We start from the raw sequence: 21,420 nt of genomic DNA, 5'->3' as shown, positions 1-21,420 counted from the left end.
GGTTCGTTGTGAATTGCTTTCAAAAATTATTATCTTCGTGATTGATCACAGCCGCCGCAGACCTAGTATACTCAATAAAATCGTTGTGAATTGCTTTCAAAAATTATTATCTTCGTGATTGATCACAGCTGAATTATCCAAATGCTTTATTAGGTAGTCGTTGTGAATTGCTTTCAAAAATTATTATCTTCGTGATTGATCACAGCAAACTTATATCGAAGATGAATTTCGAGTTAGTTGTGAATTGCTTTCAAAAATTATTATCTTCGTGATTGATCACAGCCAGCTCTTTCACCTGCTAATTTTTCAGCCGGTTGTGAATTGCTTTCAAAAATTATTATCTTCGTGATTGATCACAGCCTGGTTTAATTCCGAGACTGCAGATATTTCGTTGTGAATTGCTTTCAAAAATTATTATCTTCGTGATTGATCACAGCAATATAATAATGTTAGTCTTGGGAACTAACGTTGTGAATTGCTTTCAAAAATTATTATCTTCGTGATTGATCACAGCTAAACAATGGAAGGATTAACGGATAAACAGTTGTGAATTGCTTTCAAAAATTATTATCTTCGTGATTGATCACAGCATGGAAAATAAGAAATTAAATATCGAATTGGTTGTGAATTGCTTTCAAAAATTATTATCTTCGTGATTGATCACAGCAATTATATAAATATTGTTTAGAAAAACACGGTTGTGAATTGCTTTCAAAAATTATTATCTTCGTGATTGATCACAGCAGATCCTCCTTATAAAATAGCATCACAACAGTTGTGAATTGCTTTCAAAAATTATTATCTTCGTGATTGATCACAGCAGAGCATATCAAACGCTCAATTAGTTTTAGGTTGTGAATTGCTTTCAAAAATTATTATCTTCGTGATTGATCACAGCATGTTCTAAAACACTTTGTTCGTAACCTTTGTTGTGAATTGCTTTCAAAAATTATTATCTTCGTGATTGATCACAGCTGACTTTATCACTTGGTATTAATAATTCTCGTTGTGAATTGCTTTCAAAAATTATTATCTTCGTGATTGATCACAGCACAGAAGAATATAAACTTAAATACTTTATAGTTGTGAATTGCTTTCAAAAATTATTATCTTCGTGATTGATCACAGCATTTGCCGTATCAATCCATGTTCTACCCGCGTTGTGAATTGCTTTCAAAAATTATTATCTTCGTGATTGATCACAGCCACGTGGGAATTATGTGAAGAAATATTAGGTTGTGAATTGCTTTCAAAAATTATTATCTTCGTGATTGATCACAGCGCCTAACATACCGAGGTGATAACCTTGTTTGTTGTGAATTGCTTTCAAAAATTATTATCTTCGTGATTGATCACAGCATAAATTAGAAGGTGGTATTTATGGTCTTGGTTGTGAATTGCTTTCAAAAATTATTATCTTCGTGATTGATCACAGCAAACAAGAAAAACAAGCAAAAGTAGCAGGTGTTGTGAATTGCTTTCAAAAATTATTATCTTCGTGATTGATCACAGCCTCAACAAACAATCTACTGGTTTTCAGTAGATTGTTTTTGTTTTTAGGATTTAAAATTTAGAATAATTCAAGCTGTTGGAAGGTTGGCGGTGGTTCTTCTTTATTCCTGGCGAAGAAAATTTCAATGTCTCCAAATTGCTTATCTGTAATGCACATTATAGCTACTTTTCCTGCTTTTGGGAGCATAAATTTTACTCTTTTAATATGAACCTCAGCATTTTCGCGACTCGGACAATGCCTTACATACATCGAAAACTGAAATATGGTAAAGCCATCGTCAAGCAAAGATTTACGAAAGCGGTAGGCATCTTTCATATTGGCTTTAGTTTCTGCCGGCAAATCATATAATACTAAAACCCACATAATTCGGTATGCATTAAACCTTTCGGCGTTCATATCAGTTCGGGATAAGAAATGACTCGTTTTTCTCCCGTATAACATTTGTATAGCGATGTAGCGGTTGATTTTACTGCCACCAACAGTGGTCTTGTTTTCGTGTCTATCGACACATCTTTGGTTGCAATTTGCAGGATGTGTGATTTAAATTCTTTCGTCAATTCTTCTATATCCGGATTCTTTGTCAGCCAATCCATCACTAATAAATCAACAAACGGACGGTAAGGTTCCATCAAATCATCAGCAAGACAGTAGGGATTGTATTTATTTTTATGGAAAATTCCGAGAACGGGAAGCAATCCAGTTTCAACAATTGCTCTCGCGACAATACTTCTGAGAACTGAATAACCGAAATTAAAGAACTGATTAGGCGAGTCTCCAAAACGCTGCCTTAAAAAATCTAAACTGATGAGATATTTCCAGTAATGTTGTGCTGCAATACCTTCCATATTGGTGATATCTCCGCTTTTAACATTGTTCTGATAATCAATCATGGGTTCATAATAGTTTCCTAATCTTCTTAATACTTCTTTTTGGTTTTCAATTTTGCATTCGATGGTTTGTTTCCAGAGTTGTTTTTTGAGCGGTTCGCTGGCTTCCAACTGATCTTTAATACGGTCGGAATGTTCCGTATGTCCGTAAAGTGGGAGCATAATTCCGTGAGGCAAATGATGGGAATCGCAACTTACCACAACCACATTATTCCCCATCATTTTCTGAATAAGTTGATGAGAAATTGTAATTTGAAAATGATCTAACATCAATAATCCCAAATCTTCTACCGGAATACTCCCCTTTTCTGCTTTTGTTTCCGGACATAGGATTTTCATCTGATTGTCTTTGAGTTTCAGATATGTTGGATTACCAATGTAGATGGAACGGGTTATCATAAAAAAGGATTAATAATTTTTAATCTTTTATCGACAGTCATTCCATTGCACATATCTTCTGATAGTAAAATAGAACAATTATTAAGTATTAAATCTGAAAGCACCAAAATATCACTTAATCCATAATTATATCTCTGAGCTAAAAAGTGAGCATAATCATAAATATCACTGTGTTGAGATAGAGGATATACTAGTTCAGTTAGTAATTTAATAGTAAGTTTAGTAATTTCTTTTTTCTCCATTTTAAATTTCCTTTCCAAAACTCTTATAAATTCAAAAACAACTAATTGAGTGACAAATGGTTTTTCGAATAATATCTCTATCGCTCTATCTTGCTTATTTATATCCCTATTGTCATAAGCATATAAAAGTACATTTGAATCAATTGCTATTCTATCTATATCCATCAAATATTTTCTTGATTTTTTCTTTTGTTAAAATATTTATATTTCCTAGCCTATCACAATTAATTTTCAAGCAAACTTCAGAAATTTTCATTCTATCCTCTGTCATTGTGACTTGAAGCTTATTCTGACTTTCCAATTCCCCAATTTTAGTTTTTGCATCGTATTGTTTTATTAAATAAGCAATATCTTGACGAACAAAATAGCATTCAGTACCTGAAGTTTTTTCAACCTTATATATTCTCTTAATCTGTTCTTTGCTAAAATTATATGGATTAAAATTACCTCCTATAAATTCATCTTCCAGAGGCACATACACTAAATCATTTGGAGACAGGCTAAATAATAACTTATCACTTTTATCATTTTCTAAAGGCACAGGGTTTAATCCTTGTTTTTGCCTTTCAATAACTTCATTCAACGGAATAGTTTCATAGCTTCTTTTTCCATTTTTATCTTCATAAACCGCAAAGAATAAGTTAGTTCCTTTTGCAGCTTCTACATATTTCTCCTTTTTATTTCCGGTTTGCCCAACTTGAAATTTACTGCCCAATTCAAAAACCCTAACTTTATTGATTGGCTGATGTGATTTTCCATCATTATACTGTTCGATATTTTTATTCATATCTTCAATTCCTTCAGGCGAAAATGCAATTTCAGCACTTCCTTTAAATTCCAAATAATTTTTAAGTATTTTTTGGATTCCGGTATCTGTGATTGAATTAATTGATTTCAAATCAAAAGAAGTATCAAGACTTTTTCTTGTTGCCGTTAAAATCTTTCCTTTAGGAACTTTCACCCATGGCAAATCGACCTTTCCGGAAACAGTTTCTTTGTGCATCGGCTTTCTTATCGCCCAGTTTGTTCCGGTCTGTTCTACTCTTTCTTTGGTTTTTACACCGTCTTTTTCTACATATTTTTCATAATAATTTGTCGCTTTATTTATTACACGAAGATTTTGTTTAAAGCTTACAATAATTTTCTCCAAATTATTTTTAGCATCTACCGTAAAGCTAGCCCAAGGTTTATTAAAAATCCATTTATAATTTTCTTTTGAATCACTATTGTATTTTTTATAGCAAAGATTTTTTCGTAAATCATATCGAAGACTTTGTTTTTCTTCTTTAGTTTTACCTTTTCTTAATGCATGCTCATTATTCATATAATTAATATGTTCTTTCGTAGCACAAGCAATAACCAAAGCATCTAAAGCATGATGGCGATGATCTATTCTTTTCTTTGAAAATCCTTTTGAAAATTCAATCGGAACGGTTGGCAAAAATTTCTGGTGATTTTCATTCCAAGCGGTAAAATCTGTTGAATTAGTCAGTTGATTCATTCTTTCAAAACGAGGCAAAATCAAATTATTCCAAACATCATTCAAACCCCAATCTTGTTTCAGTTGTGTTGTAATTTTTCCATTTCCGGGAACAATATTTTTAGAATTCACGCCTTCATCGCTTCCATCTTCTACACGAACAATGTTGGAAAGAACACCAGAAATATATTTGCTGATATGACGAGTATCGTTTAGCTGTCGTTCAATCATTTTCTCAGGAATTTCTTCCAAAAGAAGTTTATTTCGTTTACCTCGGTTATTGGCATAGTGTTTTTTAACGAAATCTTCATAAGCATCTTGTTTAAAAACTGTTACTGATTTTCCGTTACCACATTCAACGATAGTCCCACCGAATTGTTTAATAAATCCAAGTCCGATATAATTATCTTTCAATTTATTCACTGCCGATTCGCAAATAATTTTATTGCTAAAACTGTCATCAAAATATCGGCTTTGCGGAATAATGTGTTCAATTTCATATTCTGTGGTAAATAATTTATTTAAAGGAATAATTTGTCCTGTATAAGGCGATTTATATCTCTGTTCGAGCCAAAGTTTGTATCTTTTTAAATCCGATGAAGAAGGTTGTGCTGTTTTGCTGATCTTCAGAATATCATCTTCAATTTCGATGTCGGATTTTAAAATTCCATCTTCATAAATTTTTAAAATTTCCTGTTGCATCGGAGAATATGGACGAACATTTTCTACCGAATGATCATTCATCATTTCAGCCAATAAAGCTTTGATGCGAAGATTGGTATTTTCATTTTCTGTTATTCTTTTTGTGGCATCTGCTCGTTCATCTTTTGTTTGCTTCATTTCTCTACCCAATTCAATATGAATTTCGTCGAAGAAATCTTTAGCTCCATTTCCATATTTTAACCAAATATCTTTTACCACACGAATTGTTTCCGTAATCACCTGTTCTACAATCGGATTACGAAGCGAATGCTGTTTAAATTCTTTTAAAAACTCATCTAAATCATTTGCAGAACTGAATTTTTTATTATCTCCTTCAGAATGTTTCCCATAAAGAATATATTGAGCAATATGTAATCTTAAGCCTTGAAAAGATTCTATCTCTGCATTTTGAAAATTCTCTAATTTTTCGCGAAGTTTATTATTTATTGTTTTATTATAATTTTGGCGGTCATCGTCAGAAATATTTTCATCTCTTTGTTTTAGTACACCCAGCAAAGATTCTATATTCTTAAAATAATCATCACTATATTTTAAAATATCATCCTCATTCCAATATTTCCCCACTCGCATTAAAGGCAACAACTTCTTAATCGCTTTCTCTGAAAAAGAACCGTATTCACTTTTAAATGGCGGAAACTTTTTGAACGCTTCGAAGAAAGAATTTTCATCCAAATTATGCTTTCCAGCAAAGGATTTCAATGCTTTTTCATATTCAATTTTATCACTTACAGAATAGATGATATGCCAAATCTTCTGCTCAATTTCTCTGGTAAAGAAATCATCAGAAATATTTTCAACTTTATCCAACCTTGATGAAATCATTGTTTTGGTTTCGTTGCAAGGATATTTTTTATCTTCTACAAAATTCCAGCGATGTGTTTTTTCATTTAATTTAAAATGTTTCAACAATGCTTTTTGGTCAACTTCTTTTCTATTATTCAAAAATTCAAACAAATTTTCGAAATCTTCATTTGAAGTTAAAAATTCTTTGGTAACGTTCGCATCATCATCTTTTTTATAAATATTAAGATTATACATCCATTGCCAAATCCGGAATTCCTGATAATATGGATTTGATTTTGGAATTGCTTTTAAAAATTGCGTATACTCTGCTCCATTTTCATCTTTGTATTTTCTGAACTCCAATGTACAATTAGAAATAGAAAACTTTTGACTTCTCAAAGGTCTTTGGTAAAAAATAATATCTTCCATAAAAAGATGCACAATATCTTTTTTACTTAAAGTCAATTGATGTGCTTCATTATTCCTGTACAGTTCGCGAACACAATCATTATACAAGTCCTCGTCACGCAATTCCTGATGAAATTCTCTTTGCTTTTCTAAAATCTGTTTGAGTTCTTCTTTATAAAATTTTCTTTCAATCGTACGAACCAGTTTTCCTTTGATTTTTTGTTTTGGATTTTGAAGAAGCGTTTCATAAATATAGGCTCCAACGGTTTTGTGGGATTTGTCGATTTCTTGTTCGGTTTTAGTTTTGATAGCAATCCAATCCCTTTCAGAATCAACTGCTTTAAAAGTTCTTTTGATATCTCCGTTTTTCAAGAATGATTCAGTAACAATAAATTCTTTTACACGTTCTATCCAATCTTCTGTTTTTACAATTTGCTTATCGTATTTCCAACCATTATCGAAATAAACATCATACAATATTTTGCCCTTTACATTATCTCTCGAATCAACAATCTTTTCGACTTTTAAGCGTACAAAAGTTTTATCCTTTTCTTCTTCAAAATCTTCACCACGCAATTGATAATAACCACGTTTCTGATTAAAATTCAAAAGAATCCAAGCCAGTTCTTCTTTCTCAATTTTTTGCGAAAGCGCTTTTTTACGGAGGTAATATATTGTCCAGTCGTAAGTAATTTTTTTGTTATTCTCTAAAAGTTGAGGTTGATGGTTTTTAAAATCCACAAGCATTTCTTCGAAAGACTTTTTAAAAATAAATCCTTCTTTATTATAAGCCAGTTTTGGTTCGGTTTCTTCTTTAAACTTTCCGAATCTTTTATCAAAATCAATTTGAGAAGTGTAATATTCTGGTAAAAAATTAATTATATTCAAAACTCTGTGAAGTCTTTCTCTTCGTAATAAAAATCTTTCTCGCAATCTTCTCACACCTCTATAACCTGTTCTTGCAGCAGTTTGTGAAACAGAATTCCCTTTTCCAAAATCGCCAAGAATATCTTGAGACATTGGAACAATTCTACTTCCTATCCCAAGAATTTCACCTTGTTTATTTTGAAAGTCTTGTTTTATTAATGCCCAACCTATTGAGTTTGTCCCTAAATCTAATCCAAGTATATTTTTAATCATTGTAAATCAGTTTTTTAATAAATATAAAAATAGAGATAAAAAAATTATTCAAATTATGGTTTTCCGTAAATAAATTAATAAATTTTTAACATATATTTGTATTAATAATTTTGAAAAGCAATTCACAATAAGGATTATTCCGTTGTGAAAACATTTAGCGCCTCGCCTATCTGCGGGGCATTTTTATGTCTAAATGTTTCGTTAATTCTTTTAAAATCAATAAATATTAATGAACAAAACATTCAAGGCTGGGCAAATCGCCTTATTTCTTTTTAAAATCTTATTTTAGCCATTCCAAAAATCCCGAATGAACGCAATTGACTTTATAAAAAAACAACTCAACCTTTCCGAAAAAAGCATCAACAATACGCTTCAATTACTTTCCGAAGATTGTACAATTCCCTTTATTTCACGTTATCGAAAAGACAGAACTGGAAATCTGGATGAAACACAAATCGAACAGATTTCAAAACTCAATAAGCAGTTTGAAGAAATTGTAAAGCGAAAAGAAAGTATTTTAAAATCAATTGAAGAGCAAAATGTTTTAACGTCAGACTTAAAAACCAGAATTGAAGAAAGCTTTGACATTCAGGAGCTGGAAGATTTGTATTTACCTTTTAAAAAGCGTAAAAAAACCAAAGCTGATGCGGCAAAAGAAAAAGGATTGGAACCTTTAGCTAAAATTATTATGAGCCAGAAAAGTAATGATTTGCAGTTTTTGGCTTCAAAATATATAAATGACAAAGTCTCTTCAGAAGAAGAAGCACTTCAGGGCGCACGAGATATCATGGCAGAATGGATCAACGAAAATATGTATGTCCGTAAAAATCTCCGTCGTTTGTTTCAGCGAAAAGCAATGATCACTTCTAAAGTTGTAAAAGCTAAAAAAGAAGAAGAAGGCGCACAAAAATTTTCTCAGTATTTTGAATGGGAAGAAAGCTTAAATAAAATTCCGTCTCACAGGCTTTTAGCAATGTTACGAGCAGAATCCGAAGGTTTCGTAAAAACAAATGTGGAAATCGATAAGGAAGAAGCAATAGATTTTATTGAAAAGGCAATCATCAAATCAAATAATGAAAGTTCTGAGCAAATTTCATTAGCCATAAAAGACAGCTACAAAAGATTGTTGGAACCCGCAATTTCCAACGAAACTCTGCAAGAAGCTAAAGAAAAAGCAGACAAAAAAGCGATTGAAATTTTTTCTGAAAATCTTAGTCAATTATTATTGGCTCCGCCTTTAGGGGAAAAACGAATTTTAGCGATCGATCCCGGCTACAAAAGCGGTTGTAAAATTGTATGTTTAGACGAAAAAGGAGATTTACTTCATAACGAAACCATTTATCCTCACGCTCCGCAAAATGAAACCGGAATGGCGATGAAGAAAATCCGTTCGATGGTAAATGCATACAACATTCAGGCAATATCAATCGGGAACGGAACGGCAAGCCGCGAAACCGAGTTTTTTATAAAAAAAATCGCGTTCGACAAACCATTGCAGGTTTTTGTGGTTTCGGAAGCTGGAGCTTCGGTTTATTCGGCAAGTAAAATCGCGAGAGACGAATTTCCGAGTTATGATGTGACCGTTCGTGGCGCAGTTTCCATTGGAAGAAGATTGTCTGATCCTTTGGCAGAATTGGTGAAAATTGATGCTAAATCGATCGGTGTCGGGCAATATCAGCACGATGTGGATCAAACTCAACTGAAAAATGAACTGGATTCTACCGTGATGAAATGTGTAAATTCTGTCGGAATTAACCTGAACACAGCAAGCAAATCTCTTTTAAGCTATGTTTCCGGAATTGGTGAAAAGATGGCGGAAAATATCGTCAATTACCGTTCGGAAAATGGTGCTTTTGAAGACAGAAAACAGTTAAAAAAAGTTCCGAGATTAGGTGAAAAAGCTTTCCAGCAAGCTGCTGCATTTGTAAAAATTGCCAATGCCAAAAACCCTTTGGACAATTCTGCCGTGCATCCTGAAGCATACGGAATTGTTGACAAAATGGCCAAGGATTTAAGCATAAAAACAGATGAATTAATTGCCAATAAAGAAAAGATCGCTTTAATTAATCCTGAAAAATATATTACTGAAGACATTGGAATTTTAGGAATCAAAGACATTTTAAAAGAGCTTGAAAAACCAGGTTTAGATCCAAGAAAAGCTGCTAAAGTTTTTGAATTTGATCCGAATGTAAAAAGCATTAAAAACTTAAAAACAGGCATGATTCTTCCCGGAATTGTCAACAACATTACGGCTTTCGGATGTTTTGTAGATTTAGGGATAAAAGAAAGCGGACTTGTACATATTTCTCAACTGAAAGAAGGCTTTGTTTCTGATGTAAATGAAGTCGTAAAGCTGCATCAGCACGTTCAGGTAAAAGTAACGGAAATTGATGAAGCAAGGAAAAGAATTCAGTTGAGCATGATTTTGTAAGTGAATTAATTTCAGCTTACAAACAAAAATTATGAATTCTATCTAAAACTTAAAAAGATTTAACAAAAAAGCCGGCTTCAATGAGCCGGCTGATTTTGTCTTATTTCTTTGATTCTTCAACAGAAACTTTTCTGAATTCTTTGAACAATTTGCTCAATTCCAAAGCTGATTTACGAGCTCTTGTACCCGCTGCCTTGTTTCCTTTTTCTGCTTGTTGGTTTGCTTCAGTAGCGAACGCTTCAAATTCTGCGTTGATTTTTTCAATAAGTTCTTTCATGTCTATAAAATTTAGGTTGCAAATATAGCTTTTAAGACGTTTCTAGCCTAACTTCATCAGAAAAATTTGATATAAATTGTAAATTATTTACCTTAAAAATATAAATTCTGAAAAAGCAGCCTAAAAGATGACAAACACAAACGTATAATAAATAATCATAACATTACATATTTATTGAATCCAAAGCCTAAAGAAAATGCTATTTTCCGCCACCGCCGCTTTTCTCAACATCGGTTTTGGTATTTTCCTTTACCTTTTGATTTCCAAAACGTTTTACGAATGAAAATGAAACTCCGTACCAATCGGATTTATTTGAATTTCTGAAACTGCCGATCTGATTGAAAGTGGTTGAATCAAAATTGGGCCTGCTGAAAATATTGATCAGCTGTACACTAAATTCCATCTGTGTTTTCGGGAAGATTTTTGTTGCGGATAGATTATGGAAAACGTTGGTTCTGTTCGCATAAGAATTCCCGTTATTCTGATTGGAAACTTCAACCCAAGCGCTCAGATTGATATTCTTGTTAAAGAGATTCGTATATGATAAATTGGTTGAACCAGCCCAATAACTGATGTAGTTGCTTGCCCTGCTCAGGCTGTTTCTGGTATTGAAGTCACTATTGTCAATATAATTCCAGCCGAGACTGAGGTTCACATTTAATTTATTTTTTAAAAACGACTGATTGGTATTGGCGTATACAAAGTATTTGTGCACTTTACCAAGGAAATTGGTTTCTTGGGAGATAATTTTATCACCTTCCGTCAGATACGATGTCCAATAATCCTGATCGATGTACATATATCTTGCAGAAAGAAAATATTTCTTTAAGAATCCAAACTTCATATACAGCCTATCGCTTGGATTTGGGTTCAGGTCGATGTTTCCACGGGAATAAAATCCTTCACTTGTTGGCTGCATAAAAGGATTAAACTCCGAATACCAAGGCCGCCAAAGATTTTTGTTGTACGTAAGACTCAAGTCATATTTATCCGAAAAAGAATATTTCAACAAAATATTGGGCAAAAAATTACCGTATGAATCATTTCTCGAAGCTCCGGCAATATCCTGACGGATTTTATAATCTATATATTCGTATCGGATACCAAATCTAGCCTCAAGTTTTTCAAAGAAAGTTTTAGAATAATTTAAATATAATGAATTTATATTGTCTTCATAACGAAAAACATCTTTTGTACTAAGACCATCAAGCAGATTTCCGGATAAATTGTTTGCAATTACATTATTATTAAAATCCATCTTTCCGCCCACTTCAAAATTCCCTCCGGATTTTCCCAACTGGTGAGTATAGTCAATTTTAATAAAATAATTTCTGTTTTTAGTATCAGTAAGTACCCCAATTTCGCTGACAGAAGGATCTACGCTCGATATTGTATTTTTAAGAAAATTATTATTATCGTTTTGATCATTGTAGTTGGTTCCTAAATTGATATCCAAAATTCTGTTTTTTTCCTTGTCATAATATTTGTAAAAAACATTCGTTCCCAACGCACGGTTAAGTGCTGACGAGTTTTGGACCTGGTCATAAGAATAATCCAAAACATCATTAATATGGCGCATTCCATCTGCTTCAGAAGAATTGTTTCTTTTTCCCTGATACAATTCCAAAACAACTCCAACTGTATTTTTATCATTGATTTCAAACTCTGAAGTGGAAGATATCGACGGGTTTTTGCCTTTATAAATGTTAACTGTATTTCCTGCCGTCACCTCATTATTTTTATATACTGTATTGATGAATGAGTTTCTCGATACAAAAGTATTATCGCTGTAGCTTCCTATAAAAGTCTGGGTAAATTTCTTTTTGTGATAATTTATATTTAAATTGGTGTATTGAGAATTTTGAGTATTTTGTCTGTTGTTGAAGGTAATACTGCCTTTCATGCCTTCGTCATCACGTTTTTTAAGAACAATATTGATTACAGATCCTGTAGCTTCATATCTTGACGACGGGCTGGTAATCACCTCGATTTTCATCAGATTATCAGCGGGAATGGTTTGCAGATAATCCTTCAGTTCTTTTCCTGTAAAAACAGATTTTCTGTCGTTGATATAGACCGTTACAGATTCACCTTCTGCTTTCAGAGCATCATTGCTGTCGACACTTAGCAAAGGGGTCATTCGTAGGATATCCCAGGTTGTATTTCCTGCAAGAATCGAACTGTTTGCTACATTAAAAACAGTACGGTCAACTTTAGATTCCACCGTTGGTTTTTTATAAGTTAATGTAACAGCTTCTATTTCTTTCCCTTTTGATTTTATTGTATCGTTTGTTTGTGAATAAGCCAGAATTCCTGTTAAAAATGCGATCGGTGTTAATATGGTTTTCATTAAAACTTTAGTTTTTATTACCTATAAGACACCAGTATGGGAATATTTGTTACATCCTTTGAATGTTAAATTACGTTAATATCCAAATAAGCTGGATAATCCGTTTCTAATACATTATAAAACAATTCTTAAATTTAAATTAAATGAAATTTTATGATGCCGACAGTGCAGGATAATTCTTAGCAACAATTATTTTAGATTGCGATAAATAAAGATGATTATCTGAAAATTAAAATCTCTATCATTATGAAAAAACATGCTTTAATCCTTTTCGCATTAATCATATCAATTACCATTTCGGCACAATATAAGCCGTGGACTTCTGCAAAGCAACCTTTAAAAGAAATCAAAGCTTTAAAAAAGCAGATCAAAAAACCAGAATTCAGAAAAGTTGATTATTTGATTACTGATTTCGGTGCAGTTGGTGATGGAAAAACAAAAAATACAGAAGCTTTTAAAAAAGCGATTGAGAAATGTAGTGCAGAAGGCGGCGGAAGAGTTGTCGTTCCCAATGGAGTTTTCTTAACAGGAGCGATTTATTTAGAAAGTAACGTTAACCTACATTTAAGTGATGGTTCTACGATTTTATTCAGTCAAGATAGCAACGACTACCCTATCGTATTCACACGTTGGGAAGGAATGGAATGTATGAATTATTCATCTTTAATCTATGCTTACGAGGAAGAAAATATCGCGGTAACCGGAAAGGGAACTTTGGACGGAAACTCAGATAACGACAATTGGTGGTTTTGGTGTGGTGCAAGAAAATATGGCTGGGACGAATCCCGCCCGGGAAGACAAAATCCTGCCCGCGCAAAGCTTCACGAATATATGGCTCAGAGAAAGCCTGCAAGAGAAAGAATTTTCGGCGACGGATATTATCTGAGACCGAATTTTGTTCAGCCTTACAAGTCTAAAAACTTTTATATGGCGGATGTTTTGGTGAAAAATTCTCCAATGTGGAATCTGAATCCTGTTTTGTGTGAAAATGTTTTGATTGAAAGAGTAAAAGTAATCAGTCATGGTCCAAATAATGACGGTTTCGATCCTGAAGCTTGTAAAAATGTATGGATTAAAGATTCATATTTCGATACAGGAGACGACTGTATTGCCATAAAATCCGGAAGAGACGAAGACGGAAGAGACATCGGAAGACCTGCAGAAAACCATATTATTGAAAACTGTGAAATGAAAGACGGACACGGTGGCGTGGTTATCGGAAGCGAAATTGCAGGTGGAGCTAGAAATATCTACGCAATAGGAAATGTAATGGACAGTAAAAATCTCGACAGAGCACTTCGCATCAAAACCAGTTCAAGCCGCGGCGGAACGGTTGAAAATGTGTTTTTCTACAATACCAAAGTTGGTTCATATAAAGAGGCTGCTGTACGTTTCAATATGTTTTATGAAAAACCGGGCAACTTCATTCCAACGATTAGAAACATTTGGGTGGAAAATTTGCAGGTGAAGGGCGGTGGAAAATACGCTGTTCTTTCCAGCGCTTATGAATCCTCGCCTGTAACAGATTTCACAATGATCAACGCTAAAATTGATGGCGTTCAGATTCCTTATAAAGTTGATTTCCTGAAAAATGTGACGTTAAAAAACGTGATCGTCAACGGACAGCCATTAACTGATTTAAAAAAATAAAATGCGAAGAACATCCATTTTAGCGGGCTTTATCGTTTTATCTGCATTCTCACATTCTTTTTCTCAATCCAAACATTGGCAGAAAAATGAAAGAGAACTGCATTATAAAGAAGACAAAGGCGACTTTTTATTGGTCAATGGAAAATACAGGTTCAATCGTGCTTTGTATGGAAACAACCGTGCTTCAAGGGTGGAAGCTGGAGATTTACCCGAATTTGCACTATATCTTCCCGGAATGGGCGGCAACCTTCAGTTTGCCATCCAAAAAGGAAATTCTATTAAAAAATTAATTCAAGCAGATAAAATTGAAACCCGTTATCGTCCGGGCTCGATGTTGTATGAAATTAAAGATCAAATTTTTGGGAATGGAAGTTTAAAACTGACGGTTTTAGCACATTCAAAAGAAGAAGGCTTAATTTTAAAAATGGAAACTCAAAATGTAGATTCCAATACAAAAATCTATGCAGTTTACGGCGGAGCAAGCGGAAAAACATTCAGCAGAAATGGTGATATTGGTGCTGATCCGGAATCAGGATTTTATTTGCTTCCGGAATATTGTGAAGGCAATCTGTTTCAATTGAATAAAAACCAATTTGAGCTTTCATATTTTAATAAAAAAAAGGAAACTCAGATTGTCAACGGAAGTTTTTCAAACGTAAATTCTTTACAATTAACTGATGCAAAAACTTTGGAAAAACTATCTGATTTCACACAAAATAAAGCAGAAAAATCTCCAATTGTTTACGCTTCTTATTCAACACAAAAAAGTCCTGTTTACATTCAAATTGCAAAAGGAAAATCTGATAAAAAACTTTCAGACGAACAGCTTGAAACTCTATTTAGCGAAGCCGAACAATCCCGATTGTCATTAATCAACAGAGTTCAGCTAAAAACTCCGGATGCAGATCTGAATAATTTCGGAGCAACTCTTGCCGTTGCCGCAGACGGAATTTGGGAAAGCCCGACTTTCCTTCACGGCGCCGTTGCCTGGAGAATGAGGTTAAATGCTTGGCGTGGAGCTTACGCAGCCGATGTTCTCAGCTGGCACGACAGAGCAAAAGAACATTTTGGAAGTTATTCAAATTCTCAGGTTTTGAAACCAGATTCTGCGCCTGTTGAAATGGATACGCTTTTGCATTTGGCCAGACATGCAGAAAAGATGGGAACTTCAGTTTTCTCAAGCGGATATATTTCGCGAAATCCGAACGACAATTCAAAACCTCATCATTACGATATGAATCTGGTTTTCTTTGATCAGATGTTTTCGCATTTTAATTATACAGGTGATGTTGAATTTTTAAAGAAAATGTGGCCGACGATGGTCCGTCACATGGATTGGGAAAAACGAAATTTTAAGCGAGGCGAACTTTATGATGCGTATGCTGCGATTTGGGCGAGTGATGCGTTGCAGTATTCCGGTGGAAAAGTGACTCATACTTCAGCATATAATTACAGAGCCAACCGTGAAATGGCGAAGCTGGCAAAAATCATTGGCGAAGATTCTATTCCTTATGAAAAAGAAGCAGAATCTATTTTAAAAGCCATGAAAAATCAGCTTTGGATTAAAAACAAAGGTCATTTTGCCGAATTTAAAGATGCTTTGGGAAATCAGATTCTTCACGACAAGCCCGGAATCTGGTCGATTTATCATGTTTCAGATGCGTATATTTTGAATGAATTTGAAGATTATCAAAACACACAATACATCAAAAATCATATTCCGCACATTCCTGTAAAAGTGAAAGGTGAAAATCCCAAAAACTATTACACTTTGGCGACTACAACTTGGCAACCATACACGTGGTCGATCAACAATGTGGCTTTGGCAGAAAATTTACAAACGGCTTTGGCGTATTGGCAAGCAAGAAGAAATGAAGACGCATTCCGACTTTGGAAAGGCAATCTTGCTGAAAGTATGTATTACGGAATCAGTCCGGGAAATTTTGAACAGCTATCGCATTATGACGCGTTTCGTGGAGAATTGTATCGTGATTTTGCTGATCCGATTGGTGTTGCTGCAAGAACTTTAACGGAAGGACTTTTTGGTGTTTATCCAAAATTATTAGAAAATAAAATCAACATAAAACCTGGATTTCCAAAAGACTGGAATTTTGCTGAATTGCAACTTCCGGATTGGGAATTTAAATTCAACAGAACCTCGAAAAAAGCGAATTATTGGTTTAAATCAAATTATGCAAATCCGGTTTCGCTCGAATTAATAATTCCAGTAAATCATACAAAAATAAAATCCGTAAAAGTAAATGGTAAAAAAGTGAAATGGACGATACAAACCAATTCTATTTCACAACCTTTTATTCAGTTTGAAGCTGAAAAAGCAAAAGAATTTAATATTGAAATTAATTATTCCGGAAATGAACTAACAAATGAGAAAACAGATTTTGTTAATTATATCTCTGAAAATCTTCAGCTTAATTTTGATTCAAAAAAGAAAATTCTACAAATTCACGATCCGCAGGAACTGATAAAAAACCGGGACGGAAATCAATTTAATTTAGTAAAAGAAGAAAGAAAAGGGACCTTTTTTGTTCAGCTTGAACAAAACGGAACGAAATGGTGGCATCCTGTGAATGTGGATATTCAATATCCTTTGCAAACTAAATGGATGAATAAAAAGCTTCAGATTAAATCTAAATCATTGAATGATATTAATGGAAAACTGAATGTTAATGGTTTAATCAAAACTTTTTCAGCTCAAAAAAATCAAACAACATTTATTGAAATTCCGGAAAACATTTTAAGTAAAGGAACGAATGCTGTTGAATTAGATTACAACGGAATCAAACAAAATATTGAAATTACAGATTGGGAAATTCAAAATAAAGGAGATTTCAATACGGTTTCGTTGCAATCAAAATATAATGATCGTGTAAACAATATTTTTAATCAGAAATATCTTTCGCCAAGACCGAATGTTCCTACGCTGCAGCTTCCGTGGCAAGGAATCGGAAACTGGTGTTATCCTTTGGCAACTACTCCAATCGACGACAGCGGATTGATGGCAAAACGGAAAAACGGAAAACTAGAATTTTTGGGAATTCCGTTTTTAATTAATGATGAAGACAAGAATATTGTTTTTGCGAGCCTTTGGGATAATTTTCCAAATTCAATTGAAATTCCGTTGACAGGAAAAGGTAAAAAAATCTATTTTCTTTTGGCAGGTTCAACCAATCCGATGCAGTCGCAAATCATTAATGGGAAAATTACAGTTCAATATTCAGACGATTCGATCACAGAATTAGAACTAAAAAATCCTGTGAATTGGTGGCCGATTGAGCAGGATTTGTTTGATGATAATTTTGCTTTTGAAATTCCGGATGATAAAATCCCGTATCGAGTAAAGTTAAAAACCGGTGAACTGTACAAAGGCGGAAGTTTGACGAAATATTCAGAAATTAAAGGATACACAAACCGAGCTGTTGAAGGCGGTGCCGCAACTATCTTGGATTTGCCGATTGACGAAAAAAAGGAATTAAAATCAATAAAATTAACTGCAGTGAGTAATGATGTCGTGATTGGACTGATGAGTGCTACTGTTTTAAAATAATGAAATTATTAATAAATAAAATATAATTGACAGTTTGTCATTCCGAGGAACGAGGAATCTATTCGAAAATTGAGATTCTTCATTACACTTCGTTTCATTCAGAATGACAAGCGTGAATCAAAAAGAAATAAATTAAAAAATGAAGAAAATTGTAATATATCTGAGTGTTTTTTGTATCGGGTTTTCATCCTTAAATGCCCAAAAAATTGATCGTAAAAAAGTTGTTCAGCGTCATAATGTGGTCAATACAAAAGCGGACACATTATCTTCTTTAACGGTTGGGAACGGAAAATTTGCCTACACGGTTGACATTACCGGAATGCAGTCATTTCCCGAATATTACAAAAAAGGCGTTTCCCTTGGCACCCAACCTGAATGGGGGTGGAACAGCTTTCCGAATAAAGAAAATTATAAATTTGAGGAAACGCTGAAAGCTTATGACTTCAATAATGAAGGACGTAAAGCATTGTACAGCGTGCAACTGAAAGAGCCTGAAAGAAACAAAGAAGCTGTAAACTATTACCGCGTCAATCAGCACCGTCTTCAGTTGGGAAATATCGGAATTGAATTGCTTAAAAAAGACGGTCAGAAAGCAAAAATTTCAGATTTAACAAACATTAAACAAACCCTTAATCTCTGGACCGGAATTATCGAAAGTCAATTTTCTTTGGACGGAACACCTGTAAAAGTATGGACCGCTTCTTTTCAGAATTCTGATAAAATTGGGGTTAAAATCGAGTCAGATTTAATTGCACAAAACAGGCTAAAAGTCTTCGCACGCTATCCTTCTCCGACAGGACAATTTTTGGATGATGCTGCTTTTTATGGCAATGAAAACGATCATGTAACAAAAATCATTTCGTCACAATCGACACAAGGATTGATTCATCATAAGCTGCAAAGTACCGATTATTATACACAATTGTATTTTACAGACGGAAAGTTGCGTGAAGCCGGAAAACATTATTTCGTCTACGAACCATCTTCTAAAAGTAAAAAGATAGAATTAAGTGTTGAGTTTTCCGCTAAAAATCCGAAAAGCAGTAAAACCTTATTTGCCGATGCAGAAAAAGAAAGCGTTTCAGGATGGGAATCTTTCTGGAAAAGCGGTGCAGCCGTTGATTTTGAAGGAAGTACAGATCCGAGAGCCAACGAACTGGAACGTAGAGTTGTATTGTCAGAATATTTAACAAAAGTACAATGTGGAGGAAACAATCCGCCTCAGGAAACGGGCTTGACATTCAACAGCTGGTACGGGAAACCGCATACAGAAATGCATTGGTGGCACGGCGTTCATTTTGCACTTTGGGGAAGACCGGAGATTATGGAAAAACAACTGGATTACTATTTCAGATCGTTTGACAAAGCTAAAAAATTAGCCGAAAGACAAGGTTACAAAGGCGTAAGATGGATTAAAATGTCAGACAATGAAGGAAACGAAAGTCCGTCTTCTGTAGCCGCATTTTTGATTTGGCAACAGCCGCATCTTATTTATATGACCGAACTTTTGTACCGTAATAATCAAGACAAAAAGGTTTTAGAGAAATATAAAGATCTGGTTTTCGCAACTGCTGAATTTATGGCAGATTATGCAACATACGACAAAGAGAAAAAACGTTATAATTTAGGCAAAGGCGTGATTCCTGCGCAGGAAGTTTTCCCTGCGAAAGATACTTACAATCCGACTTATGAAGTGGCTTATTGGGATTGGGCACTTAAAACGGCACAACAATGGAAAGAAAGATTGGGTGAACCGAGAGATAAAAAATGGGATGATGTGATTGCAAAATTGGCTCCTCTTCCGGTTCAGGACGGCGTTTATCTGTCGACTGAATCTGCAAAAGATTCTTTCACTTTTCCAAAATGGATGACCGATCATCCTGCAGTTCTGGGCGCTTTAGGAATGGTTCCTGAATCTCCAAAACTGGATAAAAAAATCATGAAAAATACTCTTGATATTGTTTGGGAACGATGGAATTGGGAGCATACCTGGGGTTGGGATTTTCCGATGACTGCAATGAATGCCGCAAGATTGGGACTTCCAAATAAAGCGTTGGACGCATTGTTTATGGATATTCAAACCAATACTTATTTGAAAAACGGCCACAATTATCAGGATGAGCGTTTAAGAATTTACCTTCCCGGAAACGGCGGTGTTCTGACGACTGTTGCAATGATGCTTGAAGGTTGGGATGATTCAACAGGTACATTTCCCGGATTTCCGAAAGATGGATCCTGGAAAATAAAAGCAGAAGGATTCAAAAAAATGCCTTAAAAATTTTACGTTCATATTAGTTGAAGTCTGTTCTGAAAAGAGCAGGCTTTTTATTTGTTCCAAAAATATGTTAATGATAAATCTTAAATTAATCTTAGCAATCATGAATATATATTATTGTAATAACACATATAAATAATAAGTTATAAAAATTTTGTAACTTGTCTCCGTTATTGATCAATTCTTTAAAATTAGTTCTTTAAAACTAAATAATATGTCTTACCAGAAAGCTATAGCAGAAACATTCGAAATAAATATAAACGAGCACTCCAGAGTTCCTAAATATAAACAGATTGTAGATTCAATTTTGAATGGAATTGACGGTGGCCAAATTAAAATTGGCGAAAAAATCCCATCTATCAATGAGCTTAGCGAATCCTGTTTTCTCTCAAGAGATACGGTGGAAAAAGCATATAAAGAACTTCGAAAAAGGCAAATCATCGAATCGGTAAAAGGTAAAGGATATTATATTTCGCGTATCAATAAAAATGATATCATCAATATTTTCTTTTTGATCAACAAACCGAGTACTTATAAAATGATGATTTACAATTATTTCGTCAATGCAATCGGTACTAAAGGAAATGTTGAAATGTATATTTATCATTGTGACGAAACGCTTTTCATTAATTCATTAAAAAAGAATTTAGGAGGATTTGATTATTATGTGATTATGCCTCATTTTCGGGATGAACAGTCTAAGCATACAAGCTCGACACAGCAAGTTTTAGATATGATTGAACAAATTCCTAAAAACAAACTGTTGTTGCTAGACAATACCAAACCTAATATTTCAGGAGAATATGGCTCTATTTTCCAAGATTTTGAGCATGATATTTACAACGCATTAGCGGAAGGTTTAGATAAAATAAAAAAGTACGAAAAAATCATTTTGGTCTATCCTGATCGTTCCATTCATCCTTATCCTTTTCGGATTGTACGCGGATTTGAGAATTTTTGCCAAAAGTTTAAACTGGATTATGAGATTCTCGATGAAATTTATCCCGACATGGAATTGCAGGACAAAGATATTTTCATCACAATTCGCGAACGTGATTTAGTGAATTTGGTGAAACAAATCAGACAGAAAAATCTCGAGCTGGGTAAAGACATCGGAATTATTTCCTACAACGAAACTCCTTTGAAAGAGTTGCTCGGAATTACCGTAATTACAACAGATTTTAAAGCAATGGGAGAATCTGCCGCTTATATGATTTTGAAAAATAAAAAAGAACAGGTAAATAATGTTTTTAAATTTATTCAAAGGGATTCTTTGTAGAACTTAATTATTTAGTCC

The 21,420-nt window shown here is 33.9% G+C and carries 11 protein-coding genes and 1 CRISPR repeat array (1 of these 12 running past the window's edge); of the genes, 5 read left to right on the top strand and 6 right to left on the bottom strand.

Translation table 11 applies throughout. The features are described 5' to 3' along the window. A CRISPR array of direct repeats spans positions 1-1,513; the repeat unit is 47 nt; unit sequence GTTGTGAATTGCTTTCAAAAATTATTATCTTCGTGATTGATCACAGC; it reaches 1,995 nt to the left of the window's first position. A gap of 57 nt (positions 1,514-1,570) precedes the next feature. The 4 genes from cas2 to cas9 are packed head-to-tail and all read right to left on the bottom strand — an operon-like array spanning position 1,571 to position 7,575. Continuing rightward, positions 1,571-1,909, bottom strand: a complete 339-nt coding sequence (gene cas2, locus AC6CHK_RS05555) for a CRISPR-associated endonuclease Cas2 (RefSeq protein ID WP_498094333.1) — start codon at positions 1,907-1,909, stop codon at positions 1,571-1,573. Then, positions 1,906-2,799: a type II CRISPR-associated endonuclease Cas1 gene (gene cas1, locus AC6CHK_RS05550; protein ID WP_498094331.1), complete on the bottom strand. Its 894-nt coding sequence runs from the start codon at positions 2,797-2,799 to the stop codon at positions 1,906-1,908. Before cas1 ends, cas2 begins: the two co-directional genes overlap by 4 nt. Beyond that, on the bottom strand, positions 2,796-3,206 hold the full coding sequence (locus AC6CHK_RS05545) for a PIN domain-containing protein (RefSeq protein WP_498094329.1): 411 nt from the start codon (positions 3,204-3,206) through the stop codon (positions 2,796-2,798). Before AC6CHK_RS05545 ends, cas1 begins: the two co-directional genes overlap by 4 nt. Beyond that, positions 3,193-7,575 carry a type II CRISPR RNA-guided endonuclease Cas9 gene (gene cas9, locus AC6CHK_RS05540; RefSeq protein WP_498094328.1) on the bottom strand — a complete coding sequence of 1,461 codons (4,383 nt, stop codon included), beginning with the start codon at positions 7,573-7,575 and terminating at the stop codon, positions 3,193-3,195. Before cas9 ends, AC6CHK_RS05545 begins: the two co-directional genes overlap by 14 nt. A 307-nt stretch (positions 7,576-7,882) precedes the next feature. Here cas9 and AC6CHK_RS05535 point away from each other — a divergent pair, with 307 nt between their 5' ends. Further along, positions 7,883-10,006 (top strand): Tex family protein, encoded by a 2,124-nt coding sequence (locus AC6CHK_RS05535; RefSeq protein WP_498094327.1) that lies wholly within the window; start codon positions 7,883-7,885, stop codon positions 10,004-10,006. A gap of 100 nt (positions 10,007-10,106) precedes the next feature. Here AC6CHK_RS05535 and AC6CHK_RS05530 read toward each other — a convergent pair whose 3' ends face one another. Both AC6CHK_RS05530 and AC6CHK_RS05525 read right to left on the bottom strand, forming a co-directional pair. Beyond that, complete coding sequence (locus tag AC6CHK_RS05530; RefSeq protein ID WP_042720556.1) at positions 10,107-10,283, bottom strand: BF3379 family histone-like protein; 177 nt, start codon at positions 10,281-10,283, stop codon at positions 10,107-10,109. A 199-nt stretch (positions 10,284-10,482) separates the two neighbouring features. Next, positions 10,483-12,633, bottom strand: a complete 2,151-nt coding sequence (locus tag AC6CHK_RS05525) for an outer membrane beta-barrel protein (protein WP_498094325.1) — start codon at positions 12,631-12,633, stop codon at positions 10,483-10,485. 246 nt (positions 12,634-12,879) lie between these two features. Between AC6CHK_RS05525 and AC6CHK_RS05520 the strand changes: the two genes are divergently transcribed. The 4 genes from AC6CHK_RS05520 (at position 12,880) to AC6CHK_RS05505 (ending at position 21,402) form a co-directional block, all read left to right on the top strand. Beyond that, a complete protein-coding gene (locus AC6CHK_RS05520; protein WP_498094323.1) occupies positions 12,880-14,283 on the top strand; it encodes a glycoside hydrolase family 28 protein in 1,404 nt (467 codons plus the stop codon). Between the two features lies 1 nt (position 14,284). Continuing rightward, on the top strand, positions 14,285-17,848 hold the full coding sequence (locus tag AC6CHK_RS05515; protein ID WP_498094322.1) for a DUF4450 domain-containing protein: 3,564 nt from the start codon (positions 14,285-14,287) through the stop codon (positions 17,846-17,848). Between the two features lie 139 nt (positions 17,849-17,987). After that, positions 17,988-20,123 carry a hypothetical protein gene (locus tag AC6CHK_RS05510; protein WP_498094321.1) on the top strand — a complete coding sequence of 712 codons (2,136 nt, stop codon included), beginning with the start codon at positions 17,988-17,990 and terminating at the stop codon, positions 20,121-20,123. 214 nt (positions 20,124-20,337) lie between these two features. After that, positions 20,338-21,402, top strand: coding sequence for a GntR family transcriptional regulator (locus AC6CHK_RS05505; RefSeq protein ID WP_498094319.1), 1,065 nt, complete (start codon positions 20,338-20,340; stop codon positions 21,400-21,402). Positions 21,403-21,420 lie beyond the last annotated feature (18 nt).

It is taken from the genome of Chryseobacterium sp. GQ58 (assembly GCF_059758895.1).
This window is presented reverse-complemented; position numbering and strand designations above follow the sequence as displayed.